Origin of the sequence: Exiguobacterium sp. s39 (assembly GCF_018618925.1) — a bacterium.
In the GTDB taxonomy this organism is placed as follows: domain Bacteria; phylum Bacillota; class Bacilli; order Exiguobacteriales; family Exiguobacteriaceae; genus Exiguobacterium_A; species Exiguobacterium_A abrahamii.
In genome coordinates this window covers 1,053,945-1,080,943 of the sequence record NZ_JACSNA010000001.1, presented here as the reverse complement: position 1 = coordinate 1,080,943, position 26,999 = coordinate 1,053,945, and the positions used below count along the sequence as shown (strand labels likewise).

Genomic DNA, 26,999 nt, shown 5'->3' with positions numbered 1-26,999 from the left:
TCCATGCATTCAACGACAAAACGACGAATCGGTGCGTATATCATCAACCAAGCTGTTTATTTCGGACTTTCTGTCGTCATCGAAAAAACGGTGTTACGACGTGTGAAGTCAGAAGTTGTTCACGCCGTCGTGACACAACCGACGATCAGTTTTCTAGGAGAAGTCGCGCAATTGAAACTGTTGAACGGGAAAACAATCGGTGGGCAGATTTGCGGCATCCAGGTTGAAAGCGAGAACGGATTGCCATTGACGACGAAACAAATCGTCCGCCGAACAGTCTATCGTGATACGGTCTCACTATTTAAGATTCGACCGTACTGGAAACCGTTTCTCAAGAACGGACAACGATTACCGGAGGATGACTTCGCGAAAACGATCGTCCGCTTGAACCAGGAGAAGCAAAAAAATGAAGCTTGATTTTCATGTCCATAGTGTCCGTGCCTCTCAACCAACGGGAGCCATTCTGCTCTATCATGGTTGGGGCGGAACGGCTGTTTCTTATCTAGAGTTTGCAGAACAATTATCTGAAGAAGGATTCGATGTCTTTATTCCGGAACTCCTTCGGCATGATCAACGTAAACCGTTTGATCATCCGTTTGATTCAGAAGTAACGACGACCTATTTTTGGACGGTCGTCGAACAATCGATTACGGAAGCGACAGCTATCATCGAACAATCAGGCTGGCATGTTTCCGATGTGATGGCGGTTGGCGTCTCGATGGGTGGGTTCATTGCCCACGGGATCATGGCGCGTCTGCCGATTAAAGCACTTGTTGCGATCAATGGGGGCGGTGCCTATCTTGAAGCAGAACGCTTATTCCGCGCGCGCGACGGGCGACCTGTTATCAAAGAGACGGATGTACCATGGAAGCTTGATCCAATCAGTGTCATGGATGAGCGTCCGCGATTGCTCCTGCACGGGGATGCCGATGACATCATTCCATTATCGATCCAACAGTTCTATCACGCGTCAGCTGTTCGAGCGGGGATGGCGCAAACGACTGTATTAGACGTTTTTCCGGGTGTCAATCATACCGTGACCGATGCGATGATCAAGCAACTAATCGCCTGGCTGAAGCACGTCAAACTTCAAGGGGCGACAGATGGACTACATACGTTTTCTTCGCACTAAGGTCGGTCAAGAAAAAGTGATGTTGAACTTTGCCGGTGGGATTGTCTTTGACAAGAAGGGGCGCATTCTTCTTCAAAAACGGCGGGAGCAACAAGCATGGGGCTTTCCCGGCGGCGCACTGGAACTGGGAGAGTCGCTCGTTGAAGCCGCACAGCGTGAGATTTTTGAAGAGACCGGTTTTCATGTCAGGATTGAACGTTTGAGTGGTGTCTATTCGAAGTACGAAGAGATGTATCCGAACGGGGATGTCGCTCAGCCGATCGTCCATTTTTTCGTTTGCCGAATCAATGGGGGTCAATTGACGATTGATTCCGATGAATCACTCGACGTTGCTTTTTTTGAAAGAGACCAAATGCCAGAACTCTATAGCGAACTGCATCAAACAGCCTGGAACGATTTTTTGACGGAAACGGGTCCGGTCTTTCGATAATGCAAAACATCCTTCTGATTTTCACGTCAGAGGGATGTTTTTACATGCGACATATTCAGCGTTCAAAGCCACCTTCGGAATGGATGACTTGCCCGGTCACCCAGCCACCGTCAGGACTGACGAGGAATTGGATCAATCGTGCGACGTCTTCCGGCGCACCGATTCGCCCGAACGGAAAACTAGGTTTAAGCGCCGTCCGGGTTGCTTCATCCATCCAAGTCGAGTCTGTCGGACCCGGATTGACAGCATTGACGGTGATGCCAAGCGGTGCCACGGCTGCCGCGTAAGTCTTCGTAAACGTCGACAAGGCACCTTTTGTCGTAGCGTAAGCAATCTCGTCAGGCATCGGACTGAGATCTTGTCCGGACGTCAGTTGAATGATACGACCGGACGTTAGATGTGCTTCAGCGAATCGTTTCGTGAAACGTGTCGCGAGCAACAACGGTGCCCGGAGATTGACGGCATAGTGTTGATCAAGACTGGCTGCATCAAGTGTTTTCCAATCCGTCATCGTCGAATGGGCAGCGTTGTTGATCAGGATGCTTGGTGTTCCAAAGTCTTCTACCTGATTGAATAAATCGTCAGCAGCATCTGCTTGACCTAAATCTAGCTCGATCGCAAGGACGCGGGCACCTTGATTTTCGAGTTCGGTCGTAAAACTAGCCGCCCAATCCGCTGTTGCTTTAAAATAAGTAAAGACCAGGTCATGTCCGGACGAGGCAAGCTGGCGGCAAATCGCAGCTCCGATGTCGCGTGTCTGACTGGCACCGGTCACGATGGCAATCGGTCGTTTCGTCATATGTACGCTCCTTTACATAGATACATTCAAATAAATGAATGGTTCCAAATGTTTACAAAAACAGTATAGCGTAAGAAAGACAATGAACGGAAGCGTTATCATGATTTAACATACTGATTAAATGCATGTTTTGACTTGAAATGTGGTAAAGAAAAAGTGTACGAAATTATTCGTTAAACAGGTGGGGAAGGATGAATCGATCATGAAAGCAATCGTCTTATTCGACGGAGAATGTAATCTCTGTGACGCGAGTGTTCAGTTCATTTTGAAACGAGACAAAGGATATCATGATTTTGCTTCGTTGCAAGGGGAAACAGGACAAGAAATCGTCCGTCGTCATCATCTTCCGGAAACGATCGACAGTGTCGTTGTGATTGACCGGGGTGTACCCTATATCAAATCAGATGCAGCGTTACGGATTGCCCGTCATTTAAAAGGTGGATGGCGTCTGTTGAGTGTGTTTCAGATTGTTCCACGTTCACTTCGAGATCGCGTCTATGATTTCGTTGCAAACAACCGTCATCGCTGGTTTGGACAAAAGCAGCAGTGCGCGTTACCGTCTCCGGAGACGCGAGCTCGATTTCACGACTAAAGATGAAAAACCGCGACGAATCGGTCGCGGTTTTCTTTCTGTTCATTGGTTGGTCACATGCAACCAGTGACAACTTGGCAATGGATCGCCGAGGAAACTTAATCCTAAATCATGGGCTTGGTGGATTGTTTCAAAACAATCGTCTCCCTCATCCAGATACACTTCATGATGCGGTGATTGGAGGTGTGTTCCTGCGATACGCCAAAGATTTGAACGGTGTGTCACCGTTATTTCGTAGTCGATGTTTGGTGAGACGACGAGCGGATTACCAACAGAATGATGAAGCGTATATCGAGTTGGTGATTGATGTGATAAATAGACTTGCTGTGTCGAAGCGACATCTTCTCGATATAACTGATGACGAGCATCAAAAGAGCGAGTAGGATTTGCTTGTTTTGATAGTTGATGAGTGGTTTCACCATTACATGTCAGGACCTCTGTAAAGGTACGATACTCTTTAGAAAAAGGCGAATATTGTCGCGCATCGCCTTCGAAATAACGATGCGGAGAAAACGGATTCGGGTTCATGAGAATCGGAGGAGCAATGAACGTTAGTACACGCAATCGGTATGAAGAAACCTTCGTATGTGAAGCGGATAGCGGGTACAAAGAAAAATAGAGCACGAATTGTTCAAATTCCCGTTCTCGGTCTTGTTCTTGTTTTATCTGATTCGTAACGCGGGCGAACGTCTCGATAATACGTGCGAACGGCATCGATTTTCTAGAAATGGGACGTAACATCCGGATTTCGAAACGTGTAAACTGTTCAGGGTCAATCGTTCCTTTCCATTCGGGTGTTGTAGTTTGACCTAATCGATGCTTATCTTGAAATATCGAATAATGCGATACCTCTGGAATTTCACCCCATAATAGTCGGACAGCATGATTTTGTTGAATCAGGACAGTCACTTTTCGGTTCCAGAACAAATCATCCGTACTTGAAACAAGAGCCGTGACGATACGTGTCTTCGAATCTGAATCAATCAGTTCGAACGACAAAGGCTCATATAAAGGGAGTACATCCGTTTGATAGGTATTCGAGTTCTGAATGAAACAAGGTATACCGTTTAAGAAGAGTCGGACGTTACTTGTTCCTTTCCAGGTGAGACAAACGGTTTCTCCGCTTTGTTTGATTTGAATGTGATTGATGTCAATCATGGGACTGATCGCTCCTTACACGAATTATGAAAGAAAACCCCTTCCGCTTCAGGATCAGAAGGGAAGGGGAAACGTCATAGTAATCCTTTTGCGACCTCTAGCTTTTCTTGATCGTGTTTTAATTGTTTTTTCAAGTCATGCGCGTGATACATATCGTGATCAATCATGTATCCGGCGATCGCAGCGTGAGTCTGAATGGCTTTATTCAGTTGTTCGGTCAAGACTTTCCGCACATCAGGAGAAGCCGTTTCCGTAATTGCGACAGCATAAGCACGGACAAGTGATTTGCTGCTGATCAAGAAGTCTGTCGCAATCAACTCGTCGCGTTTTTTACTAGGACGGTTGATGGATTGGAGAGCTTCATTCATGAGAACCGCCTCCTTCATGATCTGCCAATAGCTTTTGTAAATCGTTTAATGCTTGTTCGCTATCTTTGATGTCTTGAGCAATCAATTTTTCAAGCGTCTCATCTTTAACAAAAGAACGAACAGCAACAGCTTTAACGAGACAGGCTTGTTTCATCGTCATGATTTCATGGATTTCGAGTGTTTCATGGATTGCAAGTGGTGATTTAGCCATCGGTCTCACTCCTTATCATGTAACATCCGTTTGACAGTATCTTTAACGTTTTGCATTCCTGTTTTTTCTGCTAGGTCGTGGTGAAGTTTGTGTGCTGGTACCTTCATATTCGGAATATTTCCTTGTGGTGCAGGGTTTTCTAGATGAACGAATTCACCGGTGCCATCTTGTGCTTCCCCTTGAGCCCAGCGACCTTCTTTTGAAGCTGTTCCTTCCGATAGGTCCCAGAACTCATAAGCATGCGGTTGCGCTTCCATCTCATCTTCCGGTGCGAAAGTAGCAGGCACGACGACGCCGTTTTTCGTTTCCAGCTCTTCGATCGCAGCCATCCATTGATACTGGTGATAACGATCGCGAGCGAGCATCTTACGGAATGTAGCACGCACGCCTTCATCCGTCGTCATATGATAGAGACGGGCGACTTGAAGTCGACCTTGTGATTCAGCATGTAGGTTCGAGCGCATATCTGCCAATAAGTTACCGCTCGCGACGATATAGGATCCGTTCCACGGAATGCCGTTTGCGTTTGATGGCAGTCCACCGAGACCGCTAACTAAAAGATGCTGTGGATTCATACCCCCGAGAATTGCTGCCGTCGCTGGATCTTTGGCAGCTTCTGCCTGATCATCCGGTGACGCCCCGTCGAGCAATTGAGAAATGAGGGAACATAGCATTTCAACGTGCCCGATTTCTTCCGTCCCGATATCCATCAGCATATCCTTGTACTTTTCTTCACCTCGACAATTGAAGCCTTGGAAAAGATATTGCATCATGACCGTCATCTCACCGAATTGTCCACCGAGTACCTCTTGCACGGCCCGAGCGAGTTTTGGATCGGGTCGATCAACCTTGACTTCGAATTGTAATTCTTTTTGATGGCGAAACATGAAAAGAACCCCCTTTTAAGTTTTAAACATATATGACTTACACATGTTATATACCTTAATCGGTTCCTTTCAAACCTGTTTACCTTATTTTTCGATATGCTGAGGTGAACGTTCAATCAAAGAATGATTTATGAACAAGTTTGGGATAGTGCCAAGGCAGTATTTCGTATGCAGTTTTAAACGTTTCAAAAAAATAATGCAATATCGTCATTCCCCCTCCATCAAGCTTAAACTTGAGGAGCAATCAAGAGCTAATGTCGAACTGAGAATTTCTAAAGCATGATCTTTTGCAACGGCGGTTTCTGCTGCCGTACAGTCTGCAGGAACATGAATGGCATATTCTCGCATGTAGGCATCGTTTGCAGTAAATAAGATACACATATCCGTCGTTAGACCGGTGATGATAAGACGTGAGACATCCAAATGCTTTAATAAAATATCAAGTTGGGTCCCGAAAAAACCTGAATGTTTTGGCTTGATGATGAAGTAATCGTTCTCTTCTGGGTGCATTGTCTCGATGAGTACATCTCCAAGACCACCGCGGCACTCATCTATGATTTGATTGACATTTTCCTGCCAAAGACCAAAATTGTCATTGACGTAAATCACCGGGATGTTTTGACGTTTACAATGTTGTTTTAATTTTGAGAGTGGTTCAAGGACAGGGAGCGTTTGTTGCAATAACTGCTCAGCTCCTTCAAAATCCATCTTATTGATGACATCGATGATCAACAATGCTGTATTTTCTTGAACAGTCATGGCGGACTCCTCTCATAAAAAAGTGATTAAATAATGATAAGGTGAATAGAGCTGGGCTTTAGAGATAAAAATCTCAGAAGGGGAGGCTGATTCACGGGCTCCCCGGACATCAATTAAACAACGATAGATGAGGGATTCCAACTCTGCGATGAAATCTGGGTATTGATATAAAGCGTCATTCAGCAGTCTTTTGCGGTGATCTTCCATCAAGACGATGCAGGGGTTGGTCTCTTTCAATGCCATTGCACTGAAGACAGTTTTTTGCTGTTTAAAATCTTGATTCAAACAGCGAACGATTTGATTTAAATCAGCTTCCACGTTCTTCACTTCCTAGTTGTAGATTATTCATACTGTTCTTATACATGTTATTGGTTGTGTTCCACTCTTCATCACGAGGTAAACGGATAAAAAAGTCGGATCCCTTTCCGATTTCTGAATGAACGGTGATACGTCCGCCATGTGCCTCAATGATTTCCTTACAAATCGGTAAACCGAGACCTGTTCCTTGAACTTGAAGGTGGTCTGCCTGTTCGACGCGGTAATAGGGATCAAACAGATAGGGAAGATCTTGAGTTGGGATACCATATCCCTCATCGCTAATGGTGATGACGATTTCAGATTCACAGCACGCTAGCGAGACTTGGATATTTGAATCAACGGGAGAATATTTTATCGCATTATTCAAGATGTTTAATAAGACTCTCCGGATTTTTTCTTGGTCAGCCGTGATCAGACAAGGTCCGTCGGTTTGGATTTGTAAATGATGCGTCGATGTCGAAACGTTCAACCACTCGGTTAACTCAATGAGCATACGTTCAATACAAAATGATACCAAATGATAGGATTCTTTTTGATGACTAAGTCGCTGATAATCTAGGAATTCGGTTAATAATTGGCTGAGTCGCTGCGTCTCACTTCGCACGGTCTCTAAGTATTTGCGCTGCTTTGAAGGAGACAATGTCCGGTGTAACATCAGTTCGCTAAACCCTTCAATGGAGGCAAGCGGCGTTCGTAGCTCATGAGATAAAACCGAAATGAAGTTTTGCTCTTTTTTAGCATGGTTGACTTCAATTGTGCGTTCACGAAAAACAAATAAAATACCTTGACGATCGGGCAAAAATTCTGTGTAAAGTCGTACATGACGATCATCTGGCATTGAGAAATCCTGAGCCGGAACGATTGATGCATGCTCGAAGCCTGCTTTGATTTGTTCGACATATACATGCAACGCATCTGTTTCGAGAATCAACGGTTCGAAGGCTTCGATAACGAATGCTAAGTTTTCAGATTGTTTTTCAGATGGTGACCAGTTCGGGAACAATTGATGGAACATGTGATTCGTAAAGATATTTGTGTTCGTCACATCGACGAACAATATAGCTTCTCGAAGACCATTTAAAATGCGTTGAATTAATTGATGGTGATCTTTTATACGGATGTCATCAAGCAACCGCATCAACCCGATATTCAATAAATGTGTCGTTTTCTGAAGTGCGATAGTCTCGGTGAAACGATGATGAAATTGTAACGTCAATGTACCGATGAATTTTGACGGACTGTGTAATGGGAGAGCACACAACGTCAATTGTTCTTCCTCAATTAGATGGATCGATGTATCTAGCTCGGTCTTGGCTTCTAACTCTAGCCGTTCTTGGTCATAAGTCGGTTCGTCTGATAGTGCGATATGGACAGCTTCAAAACTTTCCGACTGTGGTGAAAAAAAGATATGCGTCGCCCGAAAATGACTACCGATTGCTTGTAGCCACGTGTGAAGACCTGTCATTGATTGATGACGTAAAATTTGAGTAGCTAACTGGTTTTGAAATTGAAGTTGTCGCTCAATTATTTTTTGTTGATAGAAAGACTCTTGGAGTTGTGAATTGACAGCTTGCGTTTGCTGGTGTTCAAAGGCGAGCAACGTTGTCATTTGTTGCATCGATCGCCCAAGTGTACCAATCTCATCGTGACGGTTCTGAAAATCGTTCTGCTCCAATCGGTCAGGGTGTTTCGTTTGATCGACGAGGTCAAGTAAGTCCGTTCGAAAAGACCGCACAAGTCTTAAAATCAAGTAACTGAGAAGGCAAAAAGCAATGATCATCACACCAAAGGCGTAGCGTAAAACTTCAACGGTTCTTTGTTGTAGTGATTGTTGTGCTTTTCGCTCTTCATTATGAATCAATCGAAAGTAGTCATTGATAGCGGAGTCAGATTGTTGAACCAGCTTTTGATTATCCGTGAGTACTTGTAAGGTGAGTTCCAGTTCTAAAAATCTTGAAAATTGAACAAGTTGACGCGTAAAGCGTTCGTCTGATGGATCTGAATAACGTTGATTAAATGATTGAACGTGTTGTTGTAAGCGTTCCAACCGCTGATTGACCTGCTTAAGATCGGTTTGATCATTAAAGTCGATTTGTTGGACTTGAAGATTGACTTGTTGTGCTTCATTCCATAGTGTGCGAGCTTGCGTTTTTTGTGATGTGATCTTCTGTGATGAAGTTCGGTGTTGCTCCAGCTCTTTTTGAGCAAAGTAGAATGTTAAGACGCCGATGCTTGCAAAAATCAAGAAATTCGAAAACAATAGGATATAAAATCGATGGAACAGACTTGATGAAAGCCACTTCATGACTAGACCTCTTTCTAAAAAGATATATAAACAAACAATAAAAATACATGTTTAAAGAAATCTTATCATAGACATTAAACATTCTGCATGAATTGCTTCATCGATTAAAATATCATTTTGCCTTTTTCCGAAAAAATCCCTAGATTTTGACACTTCATATCCTTTAAGATAAACGATATACATATGTGCAAAATCACTCGACATAACACTTCAAGCCATACTATTGATTGTGAAAATGAGTAAGCTTCTGTACTATGTTTATATAAAGGAAAGAAAAAGAAGGTGAAATGGATGAAGATGACTCGCTCTACGGACTATGCCATTCGTGTGCTTATTTTCGCAGCGTCGCATCCGAATCGGCTCGTACAAATTCAAGAAGTGGCAACCCATTATGATATTTCTAAAAATCATTTGATGAAGATTGTCCATTCATTGAGCAAGTTTGGTCTCATCATTTCCGTACAAGGTCGTAATGGTGGATTCAAATTAGCGAAATCGCCAGAGACGATTACGTTAGGAGAAATCGTTCATTTATTTGAAGAAGTATCCTATCTTGAAAATGTGACCGTTCCCAATAAAAATGGTAGTTTGCAAAACACACGTCAAGCGTTCGATCAAGCATTCATGTCCTTTACGGACGCGTTGCAGGCATACACGTTACAAGATTTAATCGCGCCGACGATGAACGACTGAAGAAAGAGTCAGAGAGGGATAGATGATCTCTGACTCTTTATCCGTGTACATATTCCAGTCATGCAGATTTTTATCAGATCATCATGTTAATTATGATTAAAACTAGTATCTTTTATGTTACTATAAACAAGATTCGGACGCTATTCGAATCTTAATTTTGAAACAAAAACATGTACACTTTGTACTTGTTTTTGTGGTATAACTTTACAGGAAGGAGGGGATATTTCCAATTCACCTGCTTGATTTTTATACAGGACTCTTACTGTCCATTCAGATAAAGGATTAAAGGCATTCGTCCATTGATCCACGTAAAAGGGAGGGTTTCGGTATGTCCGAAATGACCATCGAAATGTTCGTTCACTTCATTCAACACTTAGTGCATTCTCCACGATTCATCGTCCAGCGTCATCATGAATATGAGGACGCCTACATTTTTGAAATTCGTGAGTTGAATTTATCGCGTGTCTCAAAAGCCGTATTGCTTCATAAAACAGTTGATCTTCTTCATGAAAAAACGTCAGAAGATACACGCGAAACGTTGACAAATGAACTGGTCACTCTATCACAAAAGACATTATTGAAGTCAGATACGATTGCTACACTTAATGTGGAGTCTACAATAGAAGGGTCATTGCATCTTATATTTTCGGAAGACAAAAAGATCTGGTTTTCTGGCATTCTTGATACTGAAGAGGCGATCAATCGGTTCACAGAACGTTTTCAAAGCGTCATAAATGATGATCGAACGTCTTATTAAACAAAGCAGGTCGAGCCACATCAGTGGTTCGGCCTGCTTTTGTCTTACCCTGTACAGAGCATCAAGACGTTGCCGTCGGGATCTGCAAACGTAAAGTAAGCAAAATTATCGAAACGTTCGATGTCACGAATGATGGGTGCTTGTAGTGATAAGACGAACTGATAGGAGGCATCGATGTCCGTCGTATAAAAATTAAATAAGGCATGAGGGGAGGGATGATGTTGGTACGTTGCGTCATTCGAATGATCATCAAGCGTCAAACTCGTTGGACCTTCGAGTGGGAGATTATAAACAGGTGACGAGACGCGCGATGCATCAAACGGGAGCTGTAGTAACTGATGATACCAAGAGGCGGCACATTTCACATCCTGAACATGCAAAAAGACAGCGTTCAAGCGGGGCGCAATAAGGTGGGTCGAAATTGACATGAGCATCTCCTCCTTTGTTTTCATACATGTTCCTTTCGATAACCACCTCTTAATTCCTTCAATCCCTATAAATGGAATATGGTATGATATATCAGGAAAATCATTTACGAATGGGAAAGGAATGATAATATGGAAACCATCATTTGTACGACGTGTGGTGTCGAACAAATTAATCCGCAACGTGAAACGTGTCCGATTTGCTTAGAGGAACGACAGTATGTCAATCCAACTGGTCAAACGTGGACGACGCTCGCTGCCATGCAAACGTCAGGAACATATCAAAACGTCATTAGTGACGACGGAGCAGGCGTCTATGCGATTCAGACGACACCGGCGTTCGGTATCGGTCAGACGGCGTATCTTGTCCAAGGAAAATCGTTCAACTTGTTATGGGACTGCATTACATATCTTGATTCAACAACGAAAGAGCAACTTGAGAAATTAGGCGGAATTCAGGCGATTGCTTTATCACATCCGCATTATTACGCGACACAAGTCGAATGGGCGGAGACTTTTGACGTGCCGATCTATATTCATGAAGATGATGCATCGTTCGTGACGCGACCAAGCGAACGCATCGTCTTCTGGAGTGGTGAACGCTTGGAATTGGCGGAAGATGTGATGTTACATCGCGTCGGTGGTCACTTCAAAGGAGCAGTCATCTGTGAACGAAAAGACGCATCGGCGGGGATATTGTTGACAGGGGACATCATTCGGATCGTTGCCGATCGGGCATGGGTCAGTTTTATGTACAGCTATCCGAATGTGATTCCGCTTCCGGCAAAGACGGTCGCGCGAATGGCAGAAACGTTACGTCCGCTTCACTTTGAAAAATTATATGACGCCTTTCATCGGAAAATCGAAACCGGCGCGTCTGAAGCAGTAGCACGCTCTGCAGAGCGGTACATTGCTGCCTTGAACGGGGACTGGTTCACGACATGAAGTCGCGCTTGATCGTCATTCGCGGGAATTCTGGTAGTGGAAAAACGACGCTTGCAAAAGCGTTACGATTGGTCTTACCGGATAGCATCTTATTCTCGCAAGATGTCATCCGCAGGGAGATGTTGAACGTAAAAGATGGACCAGGAAATCCGGCGATTCGCTGGATCGAAGAGTTGATCGGACTTGCTGACGGACGCCACGCGACGATTCTGCTGGAAGGAATTCTCGCACAGGACTGGTACGGTGAGATGATTGACCGGTTGGAACGACGCTTTACTTCACGATACGCGGCGTATTATTTTGACGTCTCCTTCGAAGAAACGGTCCGTCGCCATGAAATGCGCCAGCCCACGGAGTTTTCTGTGACGGATATGAAACGCTGGTGGATTGATCGGGATCACCGCCCGACAGATCGTCTAATTGCTGAGGATAGATCGATAGAATCCGTGATTCAAATGATAAATCAAGAGCAAAAAGGGGAGAGCGAATGACACACTACATTTTTGACATGGATGGAACGTTGTTTCAAACGAATGCCGTGCTGTCGCATGCGCTAGAAGAGGTCTTTCAAGAGTTGCGTCAAACGGGACGCTGGGAGGGAGAGACGCCAGTCGCCCTCTATCAGCAGATCATGGGCGTCTCGTTACCGGAAGTCTGACAGACGTTACTACCGGACTTTTCAGCCACAGACCAACAGGCTGCGGATCAAAAGTTTCGACGTAGCATAGAGCAGGCAGTCAAGGCGGGGCACGGTCGCTTATATCCAGGAACGGTCGAGTTGCTCGCTCGTTTGAAACAAGCGGGTCACTCCGTCTATATCGCCAGTAATGGGTGGCCATCCTACTTGTCAGCAATCGTGACGACGTATGGACTTGAAGCGTATATCGATCATGTCTATAGCATTGAAGACATTCGTTCCGGTGATAAATCAGCACTCGTACGGGAGATTTGTAAGATGCACGATATCTCGTCAGGCTACGTTGTCGGTGACCGCTTATCTGATTTCAAAGCGGCGCATGCGAACGGGCTCGCTGCGATCGGTTGTCAGTTCGATTTTGCACAAGAGCAGGAACTCGCAGTCGCGGACCGCGTCGTAAAAGAGTTGAGTGCTGTCTACTAAAAAGAGCCGTCTTCTGCGGAAGACGGCTCTTACTTATAGCGATTATTCTGCCCACCAGAGAGCATCGTCTGGTTTCTTCGCGATCGACGCGACTTCTTTTTCACTCGATACAGTCGGATGCGATCCTTTCAGTGCCTTACCAGCTGTATTCTTAAAGAAGAAGAAGAACGTGACGAAGCCGATGACGCTGACTGCTGTTAGATAGAAAGCAGGAGCGAGCGGGTTTTGTGTCGTATGAACGAGCCATGTCGAAACGAGTGGCGTCGTTCCACCGAAGATCGAGACAGAGACGTTAAACGTCACGGATAGCGTCCGGTAACGGACATCCGTATAGAAGATACTCGGTAGAAGACTTGGCATCGTTCCTTCAAAGATCGCCAAGAAGAAGCCAAGGATGAAGATTCCGATCCCGACGAACAAGAGTGGTTTAAGACCAATCAAGAAGAACGACAGGATTGAAAGCAACGATAGTCCGGCTAACGCGAAAAGGACGATATTACGATTGCCTTTTTTATCACTGAGCTTCCCGAAGAAGTAAGCGAGCGGAATCATGATCACCATGACACCAGTAATTAGAATCGTACTTGTCGAACTTGACATGCCGATGACTTCATCGAGGTACGATGGCATGTAGGACAAGAGCATGTAGTTCGTAATATTGAAGAAGGCAACAGCGATGAAACAAACGATGATATCACGTTTGTGGTCGCGAAGAATTTCGCGGAATGTCGCAGGCTCTTCTGTGTTTTCATTAATCTCATTTTCGAAGATCGGTGATTCATCCAAGTGACGACGTAAATAGAGACCAAATAAACCGAGTGGTGCCCCAAGAATGAAGGGAATCCGCCATCCCCAAGATGCCATTTGATCATCCGATAAGGTGACGAAAAGTGTTGTAGCCAGTAATGAGGCGAGAATATATCCACCGAGTGTACCGATTTCAAGTCCACTTCCGAGAGCACTTCGTTTATTATCTGGTGATGACTCAGCGATGTAGACCATTGCGCCGGCATATTCACCGCCAGTCGAGAATCCTTGTAAGATCCGGGCTAACAATAACAGGATCGGTGCCCAAATTCCGATTTGATCGTAGGTCGGTAATAGTCCAATGATGAGCGTGGAACCAGCCATCATGACGATTGTCGTTGTTAAGACGACCTTCCGCCCGAGTCGATCTCCGATGCGTCCAAAGACGATTCCGCCGATTGGTCGCATTAAAAAAGCGATCGCAAACGTCGCAAACGTAAAGACGAGCTTCAGTTCATCATTTTCAACAGCGCTAAAGAAGTTTTGACTGATGATGATTGCGAGATAGGAATAAAGACCAAAATCGAACCATTCCATCGCATTCCCAATTCCGGTCGCGTAGACACTCTTTTTGGTTTGCTGCATGTCAACGACATTGACTTTTTCTTTTCTGAATTTCATAAGTTCTGTTCACTCCCTTTGATAAGTTCGTATCGTACCATAGCAGGAAATGAAGTCAAGTTGCTAATGCGCTTAACCACTTGAAAACGACTGAAAACGGCTCTGTGCCGGGAGTTGTCAAACCGTTGCTACTCTAAGGACGAACAGGGGTGTGCATTTTTTATGAAAAAAATTGAAAATTTTTTGGGTGTTTTCATAAATTCGAAACAATTTCCATATGTTTTCACAACTAAAAAATCAGTAATCCGCCTTTAGGATGAGGGAAGTTAAACTATTTTTTGGTAATTTTAAAATGAAGATGGAAAGTAAAAGGAGAATACTTATGAAGAAGAAATGGATCGCCATTGTATGTCTTGGGCTCATTGTAGTCATCGGTAGTTGGTATGCTGGATTTCAAGAATCAAAAGTATCCGGTTTTCCGGTGCCGCGATTTGCTACGGCAGTTGAAAAACAAGGCGAGTGGAAAATCAAAACCCGTCTAGTCTCGGAAACTGACGGACCGGGTTTACTCTATGGGACTCGGATTCGCCAAGCCGGTTGGAAAGAACTCGATCGTGAAGGCGCAACGGCGTGGTATGAAAAAGACGGGAAAGTGATTGCCTTAACGACATTTGATGGGGAACTGTATATCGAAAATTCTAGTAAAGAAGAGATAGGTATTTAAAGGATGCGATTATTTATAAAATGGAACGGATGGAGTCTGTTTTTCGCCTTGATGCTCTTTCTTCCTGTTGAGATGACATTAAACATTGAACGTATTATCCGCATAACGGGAACATCATATCAGTTTTTTTACCTAATGGATTTTCTATTGATCACGGTGTGTATGATCCTATTCTTTACACCTATTCGTCTGATGCAGGGGATAATAGTTCGAAGTCGACTTACTTGGTCGTTTTCCTTTAGTTGGATACCGTATTTCGTCTTCATGTCGTATGCTCTGAGTCAGTGGTTCCCAGTCACGTATCCTACTGATTTTCCGAGCCCAGTCCTTGGCTTATTATTGATTGGTGTTTTAGCGATTTATCCGTTTTGTATATTAATTTTAAATAGTTTCTTAAAAGAAAAAGCGAAATCCGATGGAACGTCTTCAGTTAAATGAAGACAATCATCAGACTTCGCTTTTTTACTTTTTTCATTTGTTAAAGGTATAGCCCATTTGCCTGAACGACGAAATGCGAATGTTCATAGTGGTAAGTGATGACGGAATAGTCGAACGGACGACCGTTCGTCAAATGAAACACCGTCTCGATCGTCATGGCAGGATCGCCCTCGGTGAGATCCAAATGACGAGCCGACTCAGCGCTTAACTTCCCGACGTGCATGTACATATCCGAGAACCCAATATTCAATTGGAGTGCCGTCTCTAAGTATTCGAAGATCGACTTCTCGACGATTTCACGATTTAAGTACGGAACAATTGATTGGCGATAGTAAGACTCTTCGAGACAGAGGATCTTGCCGTCGATGTAGCGGATTCGCTTGACGTAATAAACCGTCTCACCTGCCTCGATCCCGAGATTCTTCGCGATGTTATTCGTTGCAGCGATTGGTTCGAGTGCAAGAACAGTCGACTCAATCGTATGACCGACGAGATTCTGCTTGAATCCTTGGGTCGAGAACAGACGAATGTAGCCGGTGCGATTCGTCTTCCGGACAAAAATCCCGCTTCCGCGGACTTGAAAAATGATTCCTTTTCGTTCGAGTAACTCAAGTGATTTTGTCATCGTCGTCTTACTGACGGCGAACTGCCGGATCAACTCTTCGAGAATCGGTAGTTTGTCTCCTTGTTTCAACTCATGTTGTTCTATGTACCGTTCGATTTCATCGGCCGTCTGTTGGTATTTCAGCATAGGACACCTTCTTTTCTTGCGAACTTTTTCTTTCTTCAGTATAGCATAAGCCATCTCTTGATTAATAACATGTTAAATTTAATTATTTATGTATTGATTAATTGTGCATGTACAATTAAAATGAAAGGGTATTCAAGCGTCATATTCAGGGGAGGTACATGATATGGGCAAGGTTCGCGATTATCAACAATTGGCGCATTCGATATTAGAAGCTGTCGGTGGCGAAGACAACGTCATCAGCGCCGTCCGATGTGCAACTCGACTTCGTCTCGTCTTGAAACGATCGGATTCGTCAGCTAAGGAAACAGTCAGTGCACTACCTGGCGTCATTACGGTCGTTGAGTCTGGCGGGCAGTTTCAAGTCGTCATTGGTCAACACGTCGGGGAAGTCCATCAAGAATTTGTGAAGCTCGTCGAATTGGAGCAACCAGAAACGGAAGAGGCGCCGAAAGGGACGGTCCTCAACCGAATCATTGCGACGATGTCAGCCGTCTTTGCACCGTTCGTCTACATCTTAGCTGCAGCGGGGATTCTGCAGGGAACTTTAATTTTGACGACGCTCGCTTTTCCAGCATTTGCGAAGACAGGTACTTATGAAGTCTTCAGCTTCATCTCATGGGCACCATTTACGTTCTTGCCGATTTTCATTGCCATCACGGCAGCGAATCATTTTAAGGTCAACGCCTTCATCGCGGTCGCCTGTAGTGCGGCACTTGTCAGTCCAACATGGGCAGATATCGCAGCACGCATCACTGCCGGTGAATCCATCACGTTCCTAGGAATCGCTTTATCCGGTACAACGTATACGTCATCGGTCTTACCGCCATTATTCCTCGTCTGGATTTTGTCCTATGTCGAGCGATTCCTGAACAAGACGATTCATGAAGTCATTCGTCCGTTGTTCGTTCCATTCTTCAGTATGGTATTGATGGTGCCGCTTACGATTCTCTTGATCGGGCCGATCACGACGCTTGGTGCAGAAGGGATCGCAAACGGGTATAACTACTTAGCGGAGAATGCTCCTGCGGTAGCTGGTCTCATCATCGGTGGCTTCTGGCAAGTCATCGTTATCTTCGGTGTCCACTGGGGTGTCACGCCGATGGTGCTCGCAAACTTCGAGCAATATGGTCGCGACTCGTTCCAAGCCTACCAAACGATTGCCGTCATCGCCCAAATCGGTGCTGTCATCGGGGTCATCTTGAAAGCACGTAACAAAGAAACGAAAAAAGTCGGGGTATCAGCCGGACTGACGGGCATCTTCGGTATCACGGAACCAGCCATCTATGGGGTGACGCTCCGTTTTAAAAAACCGTTCATCTATGGCTGTATCTCGGGAGCAATCGGCGCAGTCACGGCAAGTTTCTTTAAACCATATTACTTTGCCTACGCCGGATTACCGGGACCATTGACGCTCGTCAACGGCATCGATTCCGACTATCCATCGTCGATCATCGGCTTATTGATTGGAACGGCGATTGCCTTGATTCTACCCATCGTTTTAATTCAAGTGTTCGGTTTCGGGGAGCAGGCTGCTCCAGTCGTAGCATCTGAAAGTACAGCGACACCAGTTGCAAAACAAGAAGTCAGCGCAACTCTGACAAACGAAGAGACGCTTCGCGCACCACTTGAAGGAACGATTGTTGCTTTATCAGATGTACCGGATCCTGTCTTTGCTTCCGGTGCGATGGGACAAGGGGTAGCGATTCGTCCGACGAACAACCGGGTTACGGCTCCGTTTGACGGAACCGTTGTCATGGTCGCCCCGTCAGGTCACGCGATCGGATTACGCTCGACGAGTGGTGTCGAAGTTTTGATCCATGTCGGTCTTGAGACCGTGACGCTCGACGGTAAACCGTTTACGCTTCACGTCAAAGAAGGCGAATCCGTGACGACAGGCGATCTACTCGTAACGTTTGATGCGACAGCGATTGAAGCGCATGGACTCGAGACGATCACGCCAATCATTATCACGAACACTCAGAGTTATGCACAAATCCTACCGACGGACGAGACGGTCACGACGGCAAACACACAGATTTTGACGATCATCAAGTAAGAGAAATAGAAGGAGGACATGAAGATGAAGACATTACCAAACGATTTCTTATGGGGCGGTGCGTTAGCAGCGCATCAATTCGAAGGCGGCTGGAACGCTGGTGGAAAAGGACCGAGCGTCGTCGATGTATTGACGGCAGGGGCGCACGGTGTCGCTCGTCGCATCACGGATCAAGTAGAAGAGGATGAATTTTATCCGAACCATGAAGCGATTGATTTCTATCATCGTTATAAAGAGGACATCGCGCTGTTCGCTGAGATGGGACTGAAGTGTCTCCGGACATCGATCGGTTGGAGTCGGATTTTCCCGAACGGGGACGAGACAGAACCGAACGAAGAAGGACTGAAGTTCTATGATGACGTCTTCGACGAATTACTGAAATACGGCATCGAACCAATCATCACGTTGTCGCATTTTGAGATGCCACTCCATCTTGCGCGTGAATATGGCGGTTTCCGCAACCGGAAAGTAGCGCTGTTCTTCGAAAAATTCGCGGAAGTCTGTTTCACGCGTTACAAAGACAAGGTCAAATACTGGATGACATTCAATGAGATCAACAACAAGATGGATGTCAGCAATCCATTATTCCTCTGGACGAATTCCGGTGTCCTCCTTGATCCGGAAGAGAACGCGATGGAAGTCATGTATCAAACGGGACACCACGAGTTACTCGCAAGTGCACTTGCCGTCGCGAAAGGAAAAGCGATCAACCCGGACTTCGAGATCGGAGCAATGGTCTCGCACGTACCGATCTATCCGTATTCATCGCACCCGGAAGACATCCTGCTCGCTGAGACATCGATGCGTCAGCGCTATTTCTTCCCAGACGTCCAAGTCCGCGGCTACTATCCGTCTTATGCGTTGAATGAGTTCAAACGGGAAGGGTATGATATTCCGATTCTAGACGGTGACGCAGAAATCTTGCGAAACGGAACGGTCGATTATCTCGGATTCAGTTACTATATGTCGACGACCGTCAAACATGATGCTGTCGTCAATAACACGGGAAATATCGTCAACGGTGGTCTCGCAAACGGCGTTGAGAACCCATACATCCAGTCGAGTGATTGGGGCTGGGCGATTGATCCGGTTGGTCTCCGATATGCGATGAATCGTCTATACGATCGTTACCAGATTCCGTTGTTCATCGTCGAAAACGGCTTTGGTGCAATCGATACGATCGAGGATGGTCAGATTCATGACACGGCGCGAATTGATTACTTGCGTGCGCATATCGAAGCATTCAAAGCAGCTGTACTCGAAGATGGCATCGAATTGATTGGTTACACGCCGTGGGGCGTCATCGACATCGTCTCCTTTACGACAGGGGAGATGAAAAAGCGCTATGGCATGATCTATGTTGATCGGGATAACGAAGGCAACGGATCAATGGAACGGATGAAAAAAGACTCGTTCGATTGGTACCGTCACGTCATCGAGACGAATGGTGCTGCGTTACACGGTTCAGAGACGGCAAAATGATGAAGTAAGGGGCAACGGAAAAAATCCGTTGCCCCTTTTTTTAAAGAATTAGAATGAAAAAGAAGTGGGGTATGGCACACTAAGGAAAAAACGGGGGACCGGTAAATGATCAAAAAACGCTATGCCGATCGACGTGACTGGCGTCGCATCACACAACGACACTATGTTCATGAACAGGTAGAAAACGAGGTGTTCAACGGACATGTGACACTCCTTCAACTGATTGAAGTCACTTCACCGTTAGATGTCCGTTATGGTGACGAAACGATTCGAATCGCTGACGCTGGTTACGTCTGGGTACAACAATTCCCAAGCGATGCCCATCATGCCGTGACCTCGATGTTTGACGCCGCAGGTCAGTTAGTACAAACCTATATCGATATCTGTCTTCGTACCGGAGTGGAGGACGGACGAGTCTACTGGGAGGATCTGTTTCTCGATCTGATCGCCTTGCCATCGGGACAAGTTTTGTTAATCGACACGGACGAACTAGAAGCAGCACGAGATCAAGGGGACGTCTCACAAGCGGAATATGCGCTCGCTTGGGCAGAAGCGAAGCGACTGCAAAAACAACTACAAGATGGATCTTTTCCGCTCGTTGCACACGCAGAAGTGATGAAACAGCAACTCAAACAGGGAACACCGCGTTGACGGGGTTCCCTGTTTTTTAGGCGTGTCGCTCTGCTTTAACTTCGTTCGTCGTAAAGTACCGTTGCTTGCGCGGGAGGAGAACCAATCCGAGAAAACAGATTGTCACGATCACGAGGAGACCGGCAAATAGTATCGTACTGAAGCGAATCGACCAGATATCACCGAGCAGACCGATCGCGACGATCGCTAGAATCTGTAGCAGACTGACACCGACTCCGTAAAGACTCGTAAAGCGTCCCATTAAGTGGAGTGGAATATTCGTCTGTTGGAACGTTAGGAAACCGGTCCCCGCAAATGCGTGGAAACAACCGAGCAACAAGAAACCGATACAGACGATTGAAAATGAATTCGCACTTGCATACAGCATGTAACCGACAGCGACAAATACATAGCCAATCGTCAGCATCGTCCGAACGGAGAGTGTTTTGGCGTAGCGGGCGACGACCCAGCTGCCGGCGACGGAACCAATCCCAGTCAGGCTCATCAGTAAACCGTAATCGGTTTCCGATAACCCGATGCTCCGCTGTAAAAAGACGACTTCTTGTGTATCAAGCGCAAGTGTCGCGATCATCATCAGCATCGCGAGGATATACAATCCCGTCACGTAGCGTGCGCTTTTGCTGAACTGATAGACAAGCCGCCAATCGGATATAATGTCTTGCAGCCGCATCCCTCGTTCGACCGAAGCGGTAAATCGCGGCAAGCGCATCAGTAGGACAGCTGATCCGAGAAACGAGATGGCATTGAGCCAAATGGCAATGTCAGCAGAAGCAACATAGAGCAGTCCTCCAGCGAGAGCCGGACCAATTAAAAAAGCACCAGACGTGATCAGACTACGATAGGCATTAAATGACGTCCGATCGTTTTGTGGAACAAGCGTCGTGATGTAGCTCAACGTTGCCGGTTCGACGACCGCTTTGATGATAGCTAAGGCGATCAAGTCGATGTAAAGCAACGATAATGGTAGAAATGGCATGATACCGATTAAGAAAGCTCGTAACAAATCAGTCTGAATCAACAGTCGACGTAAGTCGGATCGATCGACCCAACTTCCCGCGAACGACTTGATGACGAGAGCGACGACCGGACTGATGATCCAAAGCGCAGCAACGGCTGACGCTGAGCCGGTCAAGCGATAGATATAAACGTTGATCGCAACGAGATAAATGAAGTCACCAAACTGTGAAATACCGAGTGCACTTAAGAGCGTTCGCTCCCGAGAAGACATGACAACACCCTTTCTTACATCATTTTCCAATAGTATAACAGAAAATTCTGATACCGTTTTCGTATATCTCTATACTTTTTGTGGAAGAGTGGGTATACTTGGAAAAAATCAAGGGAAGAAGGGTTCGATCATGTTAACGACCATCGATTTATATCAAGCTTTGCCTGTACTTGAAACGGAGCGACTCCGTTTGCGACCGGTTCGCATAGAAGATGCAGGAGATATCTATGCCTACACGAAAGATGAAGAGACGGCGCGATATGTCAGCTGGCATGCGCATAAAAGCCTCACGGACTCTGAGCAATTCGTCGAACATATCCTTCGCCAATACGAACAAGGAAATCCGGCACCTTGGGCAATTGAAGACAAAACGAGCGGACGGGTCATCGGAACGATTGATTTCATCAAAGTCTCGTTTGAGCAACAGCAAGCAGAACTCGGTTATGCGCTGTCGCGCGATTACTGGGGGAAGGGTTTGATGCCGGAAGCAGCAGCGCGTCTCGTACAGTACGGTTTTGAGACACTCGGACTCGAGCGCATTCAAGCCCGTTGTTTTGTTGCGAATGATGGATCAGCTCGTGTCATGGAAAAGATCGGCATGACGTTCGAAGGGATCTCGCGGAGTGCTTTATTCGTTAAAGAGCGTTTCTGGGACTTAAAAATTTATGCGATCACGCGTAGCGATTACGAAGGGAAGTAAGAGATGGGTTCACGACTGATGCATGCCTACATCGGAAAACGATTGATTACGTTACTTTCGGAACTAGACCCCGCTCGATTTCTTCTCGGTGCGGTCGCTCCTGATGCACGCTATGAGGAGAAGGAGCAAGCCCACTATTATACGGGTGAATTAGCGAGCGGAACACGAGCGATTGACTACGAAGCGTTTTGGAGAGACTCGGCGTCTTGGGATCCATCTTTTCGAAGTGGCTATTACGTCCATCTGATAGCGGACGATATTTGGTTACGCGGTTTTTATATGGGGTGGTTACGGCAAGCGATCATAGCTGACGCCTCGATTGGTTCAAGGTATCATGATGACTTCAGGCGGTACAATACACGCATTGCTCCGTTCGTGAACTGGAATGAACAAGCGATAAATGGGGCGCTTCATGAAGTGAGTGTGCAGTCGAGATGGAAAGCACTTCCGCATTTCATTAGAGAGGTAGAGGAGGATCGACGAACCGTTCTGCCACAAGAATATGATATCTTGTTGCCATGTCAATTGGATGGATACATCGAAACAGCGATTGAACGGTCCATCCATCACCTAGGTGAAAAAGGGCTAAAGATTGTTCCGGCCAAAGAATCATCTCCGAATCATTGAAAAAACCCATTTGACGGTACCGAATAAGATGTAGCAGCATCCGTTCAGCAGACCAAACCAAATGATACTTAACAAATTTCCTAAACCTGTGAACCAGTCCGTAAATGGTGTGAGAAATAGAAAGAGTACGATAACGGTTGAACTGACAGAAAGAATGAAGAAAAAAATTGCTAAACCAGCGAGTATAGAAGAAATAAGTCGCTTGTAGATAAGATAGATCGCTGCCATGTTCAACGATAAAATATAGATTACAAACGCAATTGAAAATAATTGCGACATAAAATCACCTCCGAATAACAATAAGACGAAGAACGCATCCATTTAGATTAGGATGCGTTTTTCTATATTTATTGTAAGATGTCTTGAAAATAATCGTATGAATACGGTTGAACAAAAAGAAAATCGATTTTTAAATTTTAATTCAAAGCAAAACACTCGGAATAAGTTTAGAACTATGTTATATTGGAAATAAGAAAAGTAAGGAAGTAAGGAATACAAGAAAAAACACAGAAAGAAGGAAGTTCGTGATGGAGCTATCAAAGTTAACGTCAAAAGGACAGATCACCATCCCCAAAAAAATTCGGCAGGCCTTGCAAGTGGAGGAAGGAGATCGCGTGGCATTCATTGAGGAGGACGGGTTTGTCATCATGGCGAAAGCGGATTTGAAACAGCTGCATGACCTTCAAGATATATTGAGCGATGAGACGTTCAAGACGCTCATCCACAAAGCGAATCATCATTTGTAAAAAATAAAAAGGAGGAAATAACAGATGGATATGCGAGAAGTAGATTTACCAGGAATCGGACGGAAGTTCGAAGGCATCACGACACGAGGAGATAAGGTGGTCGTCATCGTCCATGACGACGGACGACGCGAAATGCATCATTATGATGACGATGATTTTGATGAGAGCATCTCGAGCGTGACGTTCAATGATGCAGAAGCTCGTCAGATGGCAGGGATTCTCGGAGGATTATCTTATAAGCCAAAGGATCTTGAAAAAATTGAACTCGCGTTTGATGATCTCGTCATCGAGTGGTTCAAAGTCGGTCAGGATTCAAAGGTCAACAATCGAACGATTGGGGAACTCGATGTCCGTAACCAATATGACATCTCGATCATTGCAGTGCTTAAACATGACCGTTCGAAATCGTTAAATCCTGGACCAGAAACGCGCCTTGAAGCGGGAGATACGATTGTCCTGTCAGGAGAACGTCAAAACGTCCGTCACATCACGAAAGCATTATTCTCAATCGAAGGAGGCGGATAATATATGGATCATCTCATATTTGAAGTCGGTACCGCGCTTATCTTAGTGGCGATCGCGGCAGTGCTCGCGAACAGACTCAATTTCTCAATCATCCCGTTTCTGATTATTCTCGGGATGATTGTTGGACCGCACGCTCCGACAATCGGGATACTAGACTTCAAGTTCATTGAAAGTGCTGAGTTCATCAGTTTCCTCGGACGAATCGGCGTCCTATTCCTCTTGTTCTATCTCGGACTCGAGTTCTCGATCGGTAAGTTGATCCGGTCTGGAAAATCGATCGTCACGAGCGGAACGATCTATTTATCGATTAACTTTACAGGTGGTTTACTCTATGGATTCATCGCCGGATTCCCACTCTATGAAGTACTCGTCATCGCCGGAATCATTACGATCTCCTCGAGTGCGATCGTGGCGAAAGTCCTCGTTGATCTCCGCCGGACTGGTAACACGGAGACGGAATTGATTCTTGGAATCATCATGTTCGAGGACATTTTCCTCGCTGTCTACTTGTCGGTCTTATCGGGACTGCTTCTCGGTGGTGGGACGACATTACTCGCATCCCTCACATCGATCTTGATCGCCCTCGGCTATATGTTGTTGTTCTTCATCGTCGCTCGGAAGGCAACACCGCTTTTGAATAAGATGCTGAAGATCGCCTCGGATGAAGTCTTCATCATCGTCGTCTTTGCTGCCTTGTTCTTCATCGCCGGATTCTCGGAAACGATTCATGTTGCAGAAGCAATCGGGGCGTTGTTACTCGGCCTCGTCTTCTCAGAAACCGACCAAGGTGAGCGGATCGAACATCTCGTCGTCCCATTCCGTGATTTCTTCGGTGCGATCTTCTTCTTCAGTTTCGGATTGAGCATCGATCCAACGATGTTACTTGACGCCGTCTGGCTCGCACTCGGTGCCGTCGTCATCACGATCATCGGGAACTACGTGGCGGGTATGATTGCGGGACGTAAAGCAGGCTTGTCACACAAAGCATCCTCAAACATCGGCTTGACGATCGTCTCGCGCGGGGAGTTCTCGATCATCGTCGCGAATCTCGGAATCGCCGGTGGATTGATGGATATCTTGTCACCATTCTCTGCTTTATATGTCTTGATTCTCGCCATTCTCGGACCGTTGATGACGAAGGAATCAAAACGGATTTACAACGTCATGAATAAAATCTTCAAGTGGACGGAACCAAAAGCGAAAAAGACGAAGAAAAATGCCTAATCTGATGTAAACGAACAACCGGTTCGCTTTCCCGAACCGGTTGTTGTTATTTAAGTCAAGACTTCATACGTCGCCATCAGGAATTGTCCCGAATGGCGACTCGCTGTCAAACGAAGATTCGTTTCATTCGTTCCTTCCGGAAACAGTGGGATGCCTGTTCCGAGAATGACAGGGGCGATTGCCAGTTCAATCGAGCGGATGCGTTTTAAGCGCAACGCTTCTTGAATCAATTCGCCACCACCGATCAGCCAAACATTACCTTCAATCGTTGGCGAAATCCGGTCGAGCAGTTGATTGAGCGGTTCATCCGTATAGGTGACCGTCTCAGACGTTCGTTGCGTCCGGCTATAGATATAACTCGGAATATCTGCGTAAGGGTACGTCTCGCTGAGTTGAAGGACTTCATCATATGTTTTTCGTCCCATGATGACGGCACCGACTTGATCATAGAACGCTTGATAACCATTATCCCCGTCTCCGGCAACGGCAAATAACCAATCAAGTGAACCATCGAGTCTGGCAATTTTCCCGTCAAGACTACAAGCGATATAAAGAACGGTCGTAGGTTGTGACATCCATAATTCCTCCTTTTGCATCGTGTGACTTCATCTTAGCGTATAATGACGACAAAAGATGTCGTCATTTAAGGAGGAACTGTATGAATACGAGACAGTGGCGTTTAGTACGCTTGTTAAACCGGGGCGAACACTTCTCTGCACGGATGCTCGCGGAAGAATGTCAGGTGTCGATCCGGACAATTCAACGAGACATGACGGTACTTGAAGCAAATGGTTATCCAATCTACAGCGAACCTGGCGTGGCAGGGGGTTACCGGATGTTGCCACATCGGAACATGCCGCCACTCGTTTTGACGGATGAAGAGACGATTGTCTTCTTCATCCTTCTGGAATGGGTCGGACAGATTCCCGATTTTCCATTCGGTACGATTCGACAGGAAGTCGCTGAACGTTATGCGAACGAGTTACCGAAGATGACGGAGCAACAGATCGTAAAATGGAAAGACCGCTTTCGCTTTCAAACGGTCGACACACCACCGTCGCCGCAAAATCCAGCGTTACTCGACTTGTTAGAGAGCGGACGGATGGGGAATATTCTGTATGAGACGACAAAAGGACAACGCATGATCGTCGTAGATCCGATTGGTTTATCGTTCGAACAGAATCGCTGGTACTTCTATGGACAGACGAATCGAGGGTATCGCCAGTTCCGTGTTGATCGGATCAAAGACGTGATGCTTCATGAGTTGCCAGCAACCGAGTTAACCTTTTCAGATTTGGAACAAGACATGACACGTGTACCGATGACGACGGTGAAACTGGAAGTATCACCATTAGGCGAACGGTTGCTAGAGGGGATTTTACCGATTCAGTCGGAACGAACATGGTTGGTTCCGGAAACCGAACTGCCGTATCTCGGACGCCAATTGATGCGGCTCGGTCCGGAAGTGCGAGTCCTTGAACCACTCGAACTCCGGGAGCAGTTGATTCGTCAAGCAGAAGAAATGATTGCTGTGCAACGGTCCGATAAGGCGCTCGGACAGGATTGATTAAAAAACTATG

At 45.8% G+C, this 26,999-nt stretch carries 32 protein-coding genes and 1 pseudogene; 20 read left to right on the top strand and 13 right to left on the bottom strand.

Going from position 1 to position 26,999, the window contains the following annotated elements; genetic code table 11:
• Nucleotides 1-3 precede the first annotated feature (3 nt).
• The 3 genes from KNQ11_RS05825 to KNQ11_RS05815 are packed head-to-tail and all read left to right on the top strand — an operon-like array spanning nt 4 to nt 1,562.
• Nucleotides 4-417, top strand: coding sequence for an RDD family protein (locus tag KNQ11_RS05825; protein ID WP_214770493.1), 414 nt, complete (start codon nt 4-6; stop codon nt 415-417).
• Nucleotides 407-1,132 (top strand): alpha/beta fold hydrolase, encoded by a 726-nt coding sequence (locus KNQ11_RS05820; RefSeq protein ID WP_214770489.1) that lies wholly within the window; start codon nt 407-409, stop codon nt 1,130-1,132. The genes KNQ11_RS05825 and KNQ11_RS05820 overlap by 11 nt, the downstream gene beginning before the upstream one ends.
• On the top strand, nt 1,104-1,562 hold the full coding sequence (locus tag KNQ11_RS05815; RefSeq protein ID WP_214770486.1) for an NUDIX hydrolase: 459 nt from the start codon (nt 1,104-1,106) through the stop codon (nt 1,560-1,562). Before KNQ11_RS05820 ends, KNQ11_RS05815 begins: the two co-directional genes overlap by 29 nt.
• A 55-nt stretch (nt 1,563-1,617) precedes the next feature.
• On the opposite strand, the gene KNQ11_RS05810 is transcribed toward KNQ11_RS05815, so the two are convergent.
• Nucleotides 1,618-2,361, bottom strand: a complete 744-nt coding sequence (locus KNQ11_RS05810; RefSeq protein ID WP_214770483.1) for an SDR family oxidoreductase — start codon at nt 2,359-2,361, stop codon at nt 1,618-1,620.
• 202 nt (nt 2,362-2,563) lie between these two features.
• Between KNQ11_RS05810 and KNQ11_RS05805 the strand changes: the two genes are divergently transcribed.
• Complete coding sequence (locus KNQ11_RS05805) at nt 2,564-2,953, top strand: thiol-disulfide oxidoreductase DCC family protein (protein ID WP_055968395.1); 390 nt, start codon at nt 2,564-2,566, stop codon at nt 2,951-2,953.
• A 42-nt stretch (nt 2,954-2,995) separates the two neighbouring features.
• On the opposite strand, the gene KNQ11_RS05800 is transcribed toward KNQ11_RS05805, so the two are convergent.
• The 7 genes from KNQ11_RS05800 to KNQ11_RS05770 all read right to left on the bottom strand — a co-directional run bounded on the left by KNQ11_RS05800 (nt 2,996) and on the right by KNQ11_RS05770 (nt 8,959).
• Nucleotides 2,996-4,111 (bottom strand): hypothetical protein, encoded by a 1,116-nt coding sequence (locus KNQ11_RS05800; RefSeq protein WP_055968393.1) that lies wholly within the window; start codon nt 4,109-4,111, stop codon nt 2,996-2,998.
• Between the two features lie 74 nt (nt 4,112-4,185).
• A complete protein-coding gene (locus KNQ11_RS05795; RefSeq protein WP_029341888.1) occupies nt 4,186-4,479 on the bottom strand; it encodes a spore coat protein in 294 nt (97 codons plus the stop codon).
• Nucleotides 4,472-4,690: a hypothetical protein gene (locus tag KNQ11_RS05790; protein WP_055968392.1), complete on the bottom strand. Its 219-nt coding sequence runs from the start codon at nt 4,688-4,690 to the stop codon at nt 4,472-4,474. The genes KNQ11_RS05795 and KNQ11_RS05790 overlap by 8 nt, the downstream gene beginning before the upstream one ends.
• Before the next feature lie 5 nt (nt 4,691-4,695).
• Nucleotides 4,696-5,577 carry a manganese catalase gene (locus KNQ11_RS05785; protein WP_058264888.1) on the bottom strand — a complete coding sequence of 294 codons (882 nt, stop codon included), beginning with the start codon at nt 5,575-5,577 and terminating at the stop codon, nt 4,696-4,698.
• 207 nt (nt 5,578-5,784) lie between these two features.
• Entirely contained in the window at nt 5,785-6,336 is a 552-nt protein-coding gene (locus KNQ11_RS05780; RefSeq protein ID WP_149427520.1) for a cysteine hydrolase family protein, read from the bottom strand.
• A gap of 12 nt (nt 6,337-6,348) precedes the next feature.
• Nucleotides 6,349-6,654, bottom strand: a complete 306-nt coding sequence (locus tag KNQ11_RS05775; RefSeq protein WP_133207422.1) for a hypothetical protein — start codon at nt 6,652-6,654, stop codon at nt 6,349-6,351.
• A complete protein-coding gene (locus tag KNQ11_RS05770) occupies nt 6,644-8,959 on the bottom strand; it encodes a HAMP domain-containing sensor histidine kinase (RefSeq protein WP_149427519.1) in 2,316 nt (771 codons plus the stop codon). The genes KNQ11_RS05775 and KNQ11_RS05770 overlap by 11 nt, the downstream gene beginning before the upstream one ends.
• A gap of 297 nt (nt 8,960-9,256) precedes the next feature.
• On the opposite strand from KNQ11_RS05770, the gene KNQ11_RS05765 reads away from it, so the two are divergent.
• Together KNQ11_RS05765 and KNQ11_RS05760 are read left to right on the top strand one after the other, a co-directional pair.
• A complete protein-coding gene (locus tag KNQ11_RS05765) occupies nt 9,257-9,652 on the top strand; it encodes an RrF2 family transcriptional regulator (protein ID WP_241492567.1) in 396 nt (131 codons plus the stop codon).
• 328 nt (nt 9,653-9,980) lie between these two features.
• Nucleotides 9,981-10,409 carry a hypothetical protein gene (locus tag KNQ11_RS05760; protein ID WP_058703992.1) on the top strand — a complete coding sequence of 143 codons (429 nt, stop codon included), beginning with the start codon at nt 9,981-9,983 and terminating at the stop codon, nt 10,407-10,409.
• Nucleotides 10,410-10,453: 44 nt separating this feature from the next.
• Here the strand turns inward: KNQ11_RS05760 and KNQ11_RS05755 are convergent, their stop codons facing one another.
• Entirely contained in the window at nt 10,454-10,837 is a 384-nt protein-coding gene (locus tag KNQ11_RS05755; protein WP_251139636.1) for a VOC family protein, read from the bottom strand.
• A gap of 129 nt (nt 10,838-10,966) precedes the next feature.
• Here KNQ11_RS05755 and KNQ11_RS05750 point away from each other — a divergent pair, with 129 nt between their 5' ends.
• From KNQ11_RS05750 to KNQ11_RS16780, 4 genes and pseudogenes are all read left to right on the top strand, one after another.
• A complete protein-coding gene (locus KNQ11_RS05750) occupies nt 10,967-11,779 on the top strand; it encodes an MBL fold metallo-hydrolase (protein ID WP_214723442.1) in 813 nt (270 codons plus the stop codon).
• On the top strand, nt 11,776-12,270 hold the full coding sequence (locus tag KNQ11_RS05745; protein WP_214770480.1) for an AAA family ATPase: 495 nt from the start codon (nt 11,776-11,778) through the stop codon (nt 12,268-12,270). The genes KNQ11_RS05750 and KNQ11_RS05745 overlap by 4 nt, the downstream gene beginning before the upstream one ends.
• Nucleotides 12,267-12,437, top strand: a complete 171-nt coding sequence (locus tag KNQ11_RS16785) for a hypothetical protein (protein ID WP_251139635.1) — start codon at nt 12,267-12,269, stop codon at nt 12,435-12,437. Before KNQ11_RS05745 ends, KNQ11_RS16785 begins: the two co-directional genes overlap by 4 nt.
• Nucleotides 12,438-12,488: 51 nt before the next feature.
• Nucleotides 12,489-12,899: pseudogene (locus KNQ11_RS16780) on the top strand (HAD hydrolase-like protein); the annotation flags it as partial.
• 42 nt (nt 12,900-12,941) lie between these two features.
• On the opposite strand, the gene KNQ11_RS05735 reads toward KNQ11_RS16780, so the two are convergent.
• Nucleotides 12,942-14,327, bottom strand: a complete 1,386-nt coding sequence (locus tag KNQ11_RS05735; RefSeq protein ID WP_023468496.1) for an MFS transporter — start codon at nt 14,325-14,327, stop codon at nt 12,942-12,944.
• 322 nt (nt 14,328-14,649) lie between these two features.
• Between KNQ11_RS05735 and KNQ11_RS05730 the strand changes: the two genes are divergently transcribed.
• Nucleotides 14,650-14,991 carry a hypothetical protein gene (locus KNQ11_RS05730; RefSeq protein WP_050677232.1) on the top strand — a complete coding sequence of 114 codons (342 nt, stop codon included), beginning with the start codon at nt 14,650-14,652 and terminating at the stop codon, nt 14,989-14,991.
• Nucleotides 14,992-15,469: 478 nt separating this feature from the next.
• On the opposite strand, the gene KNQ11_RS05725 is transcribed toward KNQ11_RS05730, so the two are convergent.
• Nucleotides 15,470-16,180, bottom strand: a complete 711-nt coding sequence (locus KNQ11_RS05725) for a GntR family transcriptional regulator (protein WP_050677233.1) — start codon at nt 16,178-16,180, stop codon at nt 15,470-15,472.
• A 163-nt stretch (nt 16,181-16,343) separates the two neighbouring features.
• Here KNQ11_RS05725 and KNQ11_RS05720 point away from each other — a divergent pair, with 163 nt between their 5' ends.
• From KNQ11_RS05720 to KNQ11_RS05710, 3 genes are all read left to right on the top strand, one after another.
• Nucleotides 16,344-18,236 carry a beta-glucoside-specific PTS transporter subunit IIABC gene (locus KNQ11_RS05720; protein ID WP_214770477.1) on the top strand — a complete coding sequence of 631 codons (1,893 nt, stop codon included), beginning with the start codon at nt 16,344-16,346 and terminating at the stop codon, nt 18,234-18,236.
• A 24-nt stretch (nt 18,237-18,260) separates the two neighbouring features.
• The gene (gene bglA, locus KNQ11_RS05715; protein WP_214770473.1) at nt 18,261-19,718 is read left to right on the top strand and encodes a 6-phospho-beta-glucosidase; all 1,458 of its coding nucleotides are present in this window, start codon (nt 18,261-18,263) and stop codon (nt 19,716-19,718) included.
• Between the two features lie 105 nt (nt 19,719-19,823).
• Nucleotides 19,824-20,369: a ribonuclease FAU-1 family protein gene (locus KNQ11_RS05710; RefSeq protein WP_214770456.1), complete on the top strand. Its 546-nt coding sequence runs from the start codon at nt 19,824-19,826 to the stop codon at nt 20,367-20,369.
• A gap of 16 nt (nt 20,370-20,385) precedes the next feature.
• On the opposite strand, the gene KNQ11_RS05705 is transcribed toward KNQ11_RS05710, so the two are convergent.
• Nucleotides 20,386-21,597: an MFS transporter gene (locus tag KNQ11_RS05705; protein WP_214770453.1), complete on the bottom strand. Its 1,212-nt coding sequence runs from the start codon at nt 21,595-21,597 to the stop codon at nt 20,386-20,388.
• A 130-nt stretch (nt 21,598-21,727) separates the two neighbouring features.
• Between KNQ11_RS05705 and KNQ11_RS05700 the strand changes: the two genes are divergently transcribed.
• The 5 genes from KNQ11_RS05700 to KNQ11_RS05680 all read left to right on the top strand — a co-directional run bounded on the left by KNQ11_RS05700 (nt 21,728) and on the right by KNQ11_RS05680 (nt 25,419).
• Nucleotides 21,728-22,297, top strand: a complete 570-nt coding sequence (locus tag KNQ11_RS05700; protein WP_214770451.1) for a GNAT family N-acetyltransferase — start codon at nt 21,728-21,730, stop codon at nt 22,295-22,297.
• A 3-nt stretch (nt 22,298-22,300) separates the two neighbouring features.
• Nucleotides 22,301-22,924: a zinc dependent phospholipase C family protein gene (locus KNQ11_RS05695; protein WP_214770448.1), complete on the top strand. Its 624-nt coding sequence runs from the start codon at nt 22,301-22,303 to the stop codon at nt 22,922-22,924.
• A 527-nt stretch (nt 22,925-23,451) separates the two neighbouring features.
• Nucleotides 23,452-23,670, top strand: a complete 219-nt coding sequence (locus KNQ11_RS05690; RefSeq protein ID WP_023468485.1) for an AbrB/MazE/SpoVT family DNA-binding domain-containing protein — start codon at nt 23,452-23,454, stop codon at nt 23,668-23,670.
• A 24-nt stretch (nt 23,671-23,694) separates the two neighbouring features.
• Complete coding sequence (locus tag KNQ11_RS05685; protein WP_023468484.1) at nt 23,695-24,195, top strand: cation:proton antiporter regulatory subunit; 501 nt, start codon at nt 23,695-23,697, stop codon at nt 24,193-24,195.
• A gap of 3 nt (nt 24,196-24,198) precedes the next feature.
• Nucleotides 24,199-25,419 carry a cation:proton antiporter gene (locus KNQ11_RS05680; protein WP_023468483.1) on the top strand — a complete coding sequence of 407 codons (1,221 nt, stop codon included), beginning with the start codon at nt 24,199-24,201 and terminating at the stop codon, nt 25,417-25,419.
• A 50-nt stretch (nt 25,420-25,469) separates the two neighbouring features.
• Here the strand turns inward: KNQ11_RS05680 and KNQ11_RS05675 are convergent, their stop codons facing one another.
• On the bottom strand, nt 25,470-25,994 hold the full coding sequence (locus tag KNQ11_RS05675) for a dihydrofolate reductase family protein (RefSeq protein ID WP_214770445.1): 525 nt from the start codon (nt 25,992-25,994) through the stop codon (nt 25,470-25,472).
• 83 nt (nt 25,995-26,077) lie between these two features.
• Here KNQ11_RS05675 and KNQ11_RS05670 point away from each other — a divergent pair, with 83 nt between their 5' ends.
• Nucleotides 26,078-26,986, top strand: a complete 909-nt coding sequence (locus KNQ11_RS05670; RefSeq protein WP_214770442.1) for a helix-turn-helix transcriptional regulator — start codon at nt 26,078-26,080, stop codon at nt 26,984-26,986.
• The last annotated feature ends 13 nt before the right edge of the window (nt 26,987-26,999 follow it).

Coding starts and splice junctions, on each gene's coding strand:
- KNQ11_RS05825 (WP_214770493.1), top strand. CDS start 4: ATGCATTCAACGACAAAACGACGAATCGGTGCGTATATCATCAACCAA.
- KNQ11_RS05820 (WP_214770489.1), top strand. CDS start 407: ATGAAGCTTGATTTTCATGTCCATAGTGTCCGTGCCTCTCAACCAACG.
- KNQ11_RS05815 (WP_214770486.1), top strand. CDS start 1,104: ATGGACTACATACGTTTTCTTCGCACTAAGGTCGGTCAAGAAAAAGTG.
- KNQ11_RS05810 (WP_214770483.1), bottom strand. CDS start 2,361: ATGACGAAACGACCGATTGCCATCGTGACCGGTGCCAGTCAGACACGC.
- KNQ11_RS05805 (WP_055968395.1), top strand. CDS start 2,564: ATGAAAGCAATCGTCTTATTCGACGGAGAATGTAATCTCTGTGACGCG.
- KNQ11_RS05800 (WP_055968393.1), bottom strand. CDS start 4,111: ATGATTGACATCAATCACATTCAAATCAAACAAAGCGGAGAAACCGTT.
- KNQ11_RS05795 (WP_029341888.1), bottom strand. CDS start 4,479: ATGAATGAAGCTCTCCAATCCATCAACCGTCCTAGTAAAAAACGCGAC.
- KNQ11_RS05790 (WP_055968392.1), bottom strand. CDS start 4,690: ATGGCTAAATCACCACTTGCAATCCATGAAACACTCGAAATCCATGAA.
- KNQ11_RS05785 (WP_058264888.1), bottom strand. CDS start 5,577: ATGTTTCGCCATCAAAAAGAATTACAATTCGAAGTCAAGGTTGATCGA.
- KNQ11_RS05780 (WP_149427520.1), bottom strand. CDS start 6,336: ATGACTGTTCAAGAAAATACAGCATTGTTGATCATCGATGTCATCAAT.
- KNQ11_RS05770 (WP_149427519.1), bottom strand. CDS start 8,959: ATGAAGTGGCTTTCATCAAGTCTGTTCCATCGATTTTATATCCTATTG.
- KNQ11_RS05765 (WP_241492567.1), top strand. CDS start 9,257: ATGACTCGCTCTACGGACTATGCCATTCGTGTGCTTATTTTCGCAGCG.
- KNQ11_RS05760 (WP_058703992.1), top strand. CDS start 9,981: ATGTCCGAAATGACCATCGAAATGTTCGTTCACTTCATTCAACACTTA.
- KNQ11_RS05755 (WP_251139636.1), bottom strand. CDS start 10,837: ATGTCAATTTCGACCCACCTTATTGCGCCCCGCTTGAACGCTGTCTTT.
- KNQ11_RS05750 (WP_214723442.1), top strand. CDS start 10,967: ATGGAAACCATCATTTGTACGACGTGTGGTGTCGAACAAATTAATCCG.
- KNQ11_RS05745 (WP_214770480.1), top strand. CDS start 11,776: ATGAAGTCGCGCTTGATCGTCATTCGCGGGAATTCTGGTAGTGGAAAA.
- KNQ11_RS16785 (WP_251139635.1), top strand. CDS start 12,267: ATGACACACTACATTTTTGACATGGATGGAACGTTGTTTCAAACGAAT.
- KNQ11_RS05735 (WP_023468496.1), bottom strand. CDS start 14,327: ATGAAATTCAGAAAAGAAAAAGTCAATGTCGTTGACATGCAGCAAACC.
- KNQ11_RS05730 (WP_050677232.1), top strand. CDS start 14,650: ATGAAGAAGAAATGGATCGCCATTGTATGTCTTGGGCTCATTGTAGTC.
- KNQ11_RS05725 (WP_050677233.1), bottom strand. CDS start 16,180: ATGCTGAAATACCAACAGACGGCCGATGAAATCGAACGGTACATAGAA.
- KNQ11_RS05720 (WP_214770477.1), top strand. CDS start 16,344: ATGGGCAAGGTTCGCGATTATCAACAATTGGCGCATTCGATATTAGAA.
- bglA (WP_214770473.1), top strand. CDS start 18,261: ATGAAGACATTACCAAACGATTTCTTATGGGGCGGTGCGTTAGCAGCG.
- KNQ11_RS05710 (WP_214770456.1), top strand. CDS start 19,824: ATGATCAAAAAACGCTATGCCGATCGACGTGACTGGCGTCGCATCACA.
- KNQ11_RS05705 (WP_214770453.1), bottom strand. CDS start 21,597: ATGTCTTCTCGGGAGCGAACGCTCTTAAGTGCACTCGGTATTTCACAG.
- KNQ11_RS05700 (WP_214770451.1), top strand. CDS start 21,728: ATGTTAACGACCATCGATTTATATCAAGCTTTGCCTGTACTTGAAACG.
- KNQ11_RS05695 (WP_214770448.1), top strand. CDS start 22,301: ATGGGTTCACGACTGATGCATGCCTACATCGGAAAACGATTGATTACG.
- KNQ11_RS05690 (WP_023468485.1), top strand. CDS start 23,452: ATGGAGCTATCAAAGTTAACGTCAAAAGGACAGATCACCATCCCCAAA.
- KNQ11_RS05685 (WP_023468484.1), top strand. CDS start 23,695: ATGGATATGCGAGAAGTAGATTTACCAGGAATCGGACGGAAGTTCGAA.
- KNQ11_RS05680 (WP_023468483.1), top strand. CDS start 24,199: ATGGATCATCTCATATTTGAAGTCGGTACCGCGCTTATCTTAGTGGCG.
- KNQ11_RS05675 (WP_214770445.1), bottom strand. CDS start 25,994: ATGTCACAACCTACGACCGTTCTTTATATCGCTTGTAGTCTTGACGGG.
- KNQ11_RS05670 (WP_214770442.1), top strand. CDS start 26,078: ATGAATACGAGACAGTGGCGTTTAGTACGCTTGTTAAACCGGGGCGAA.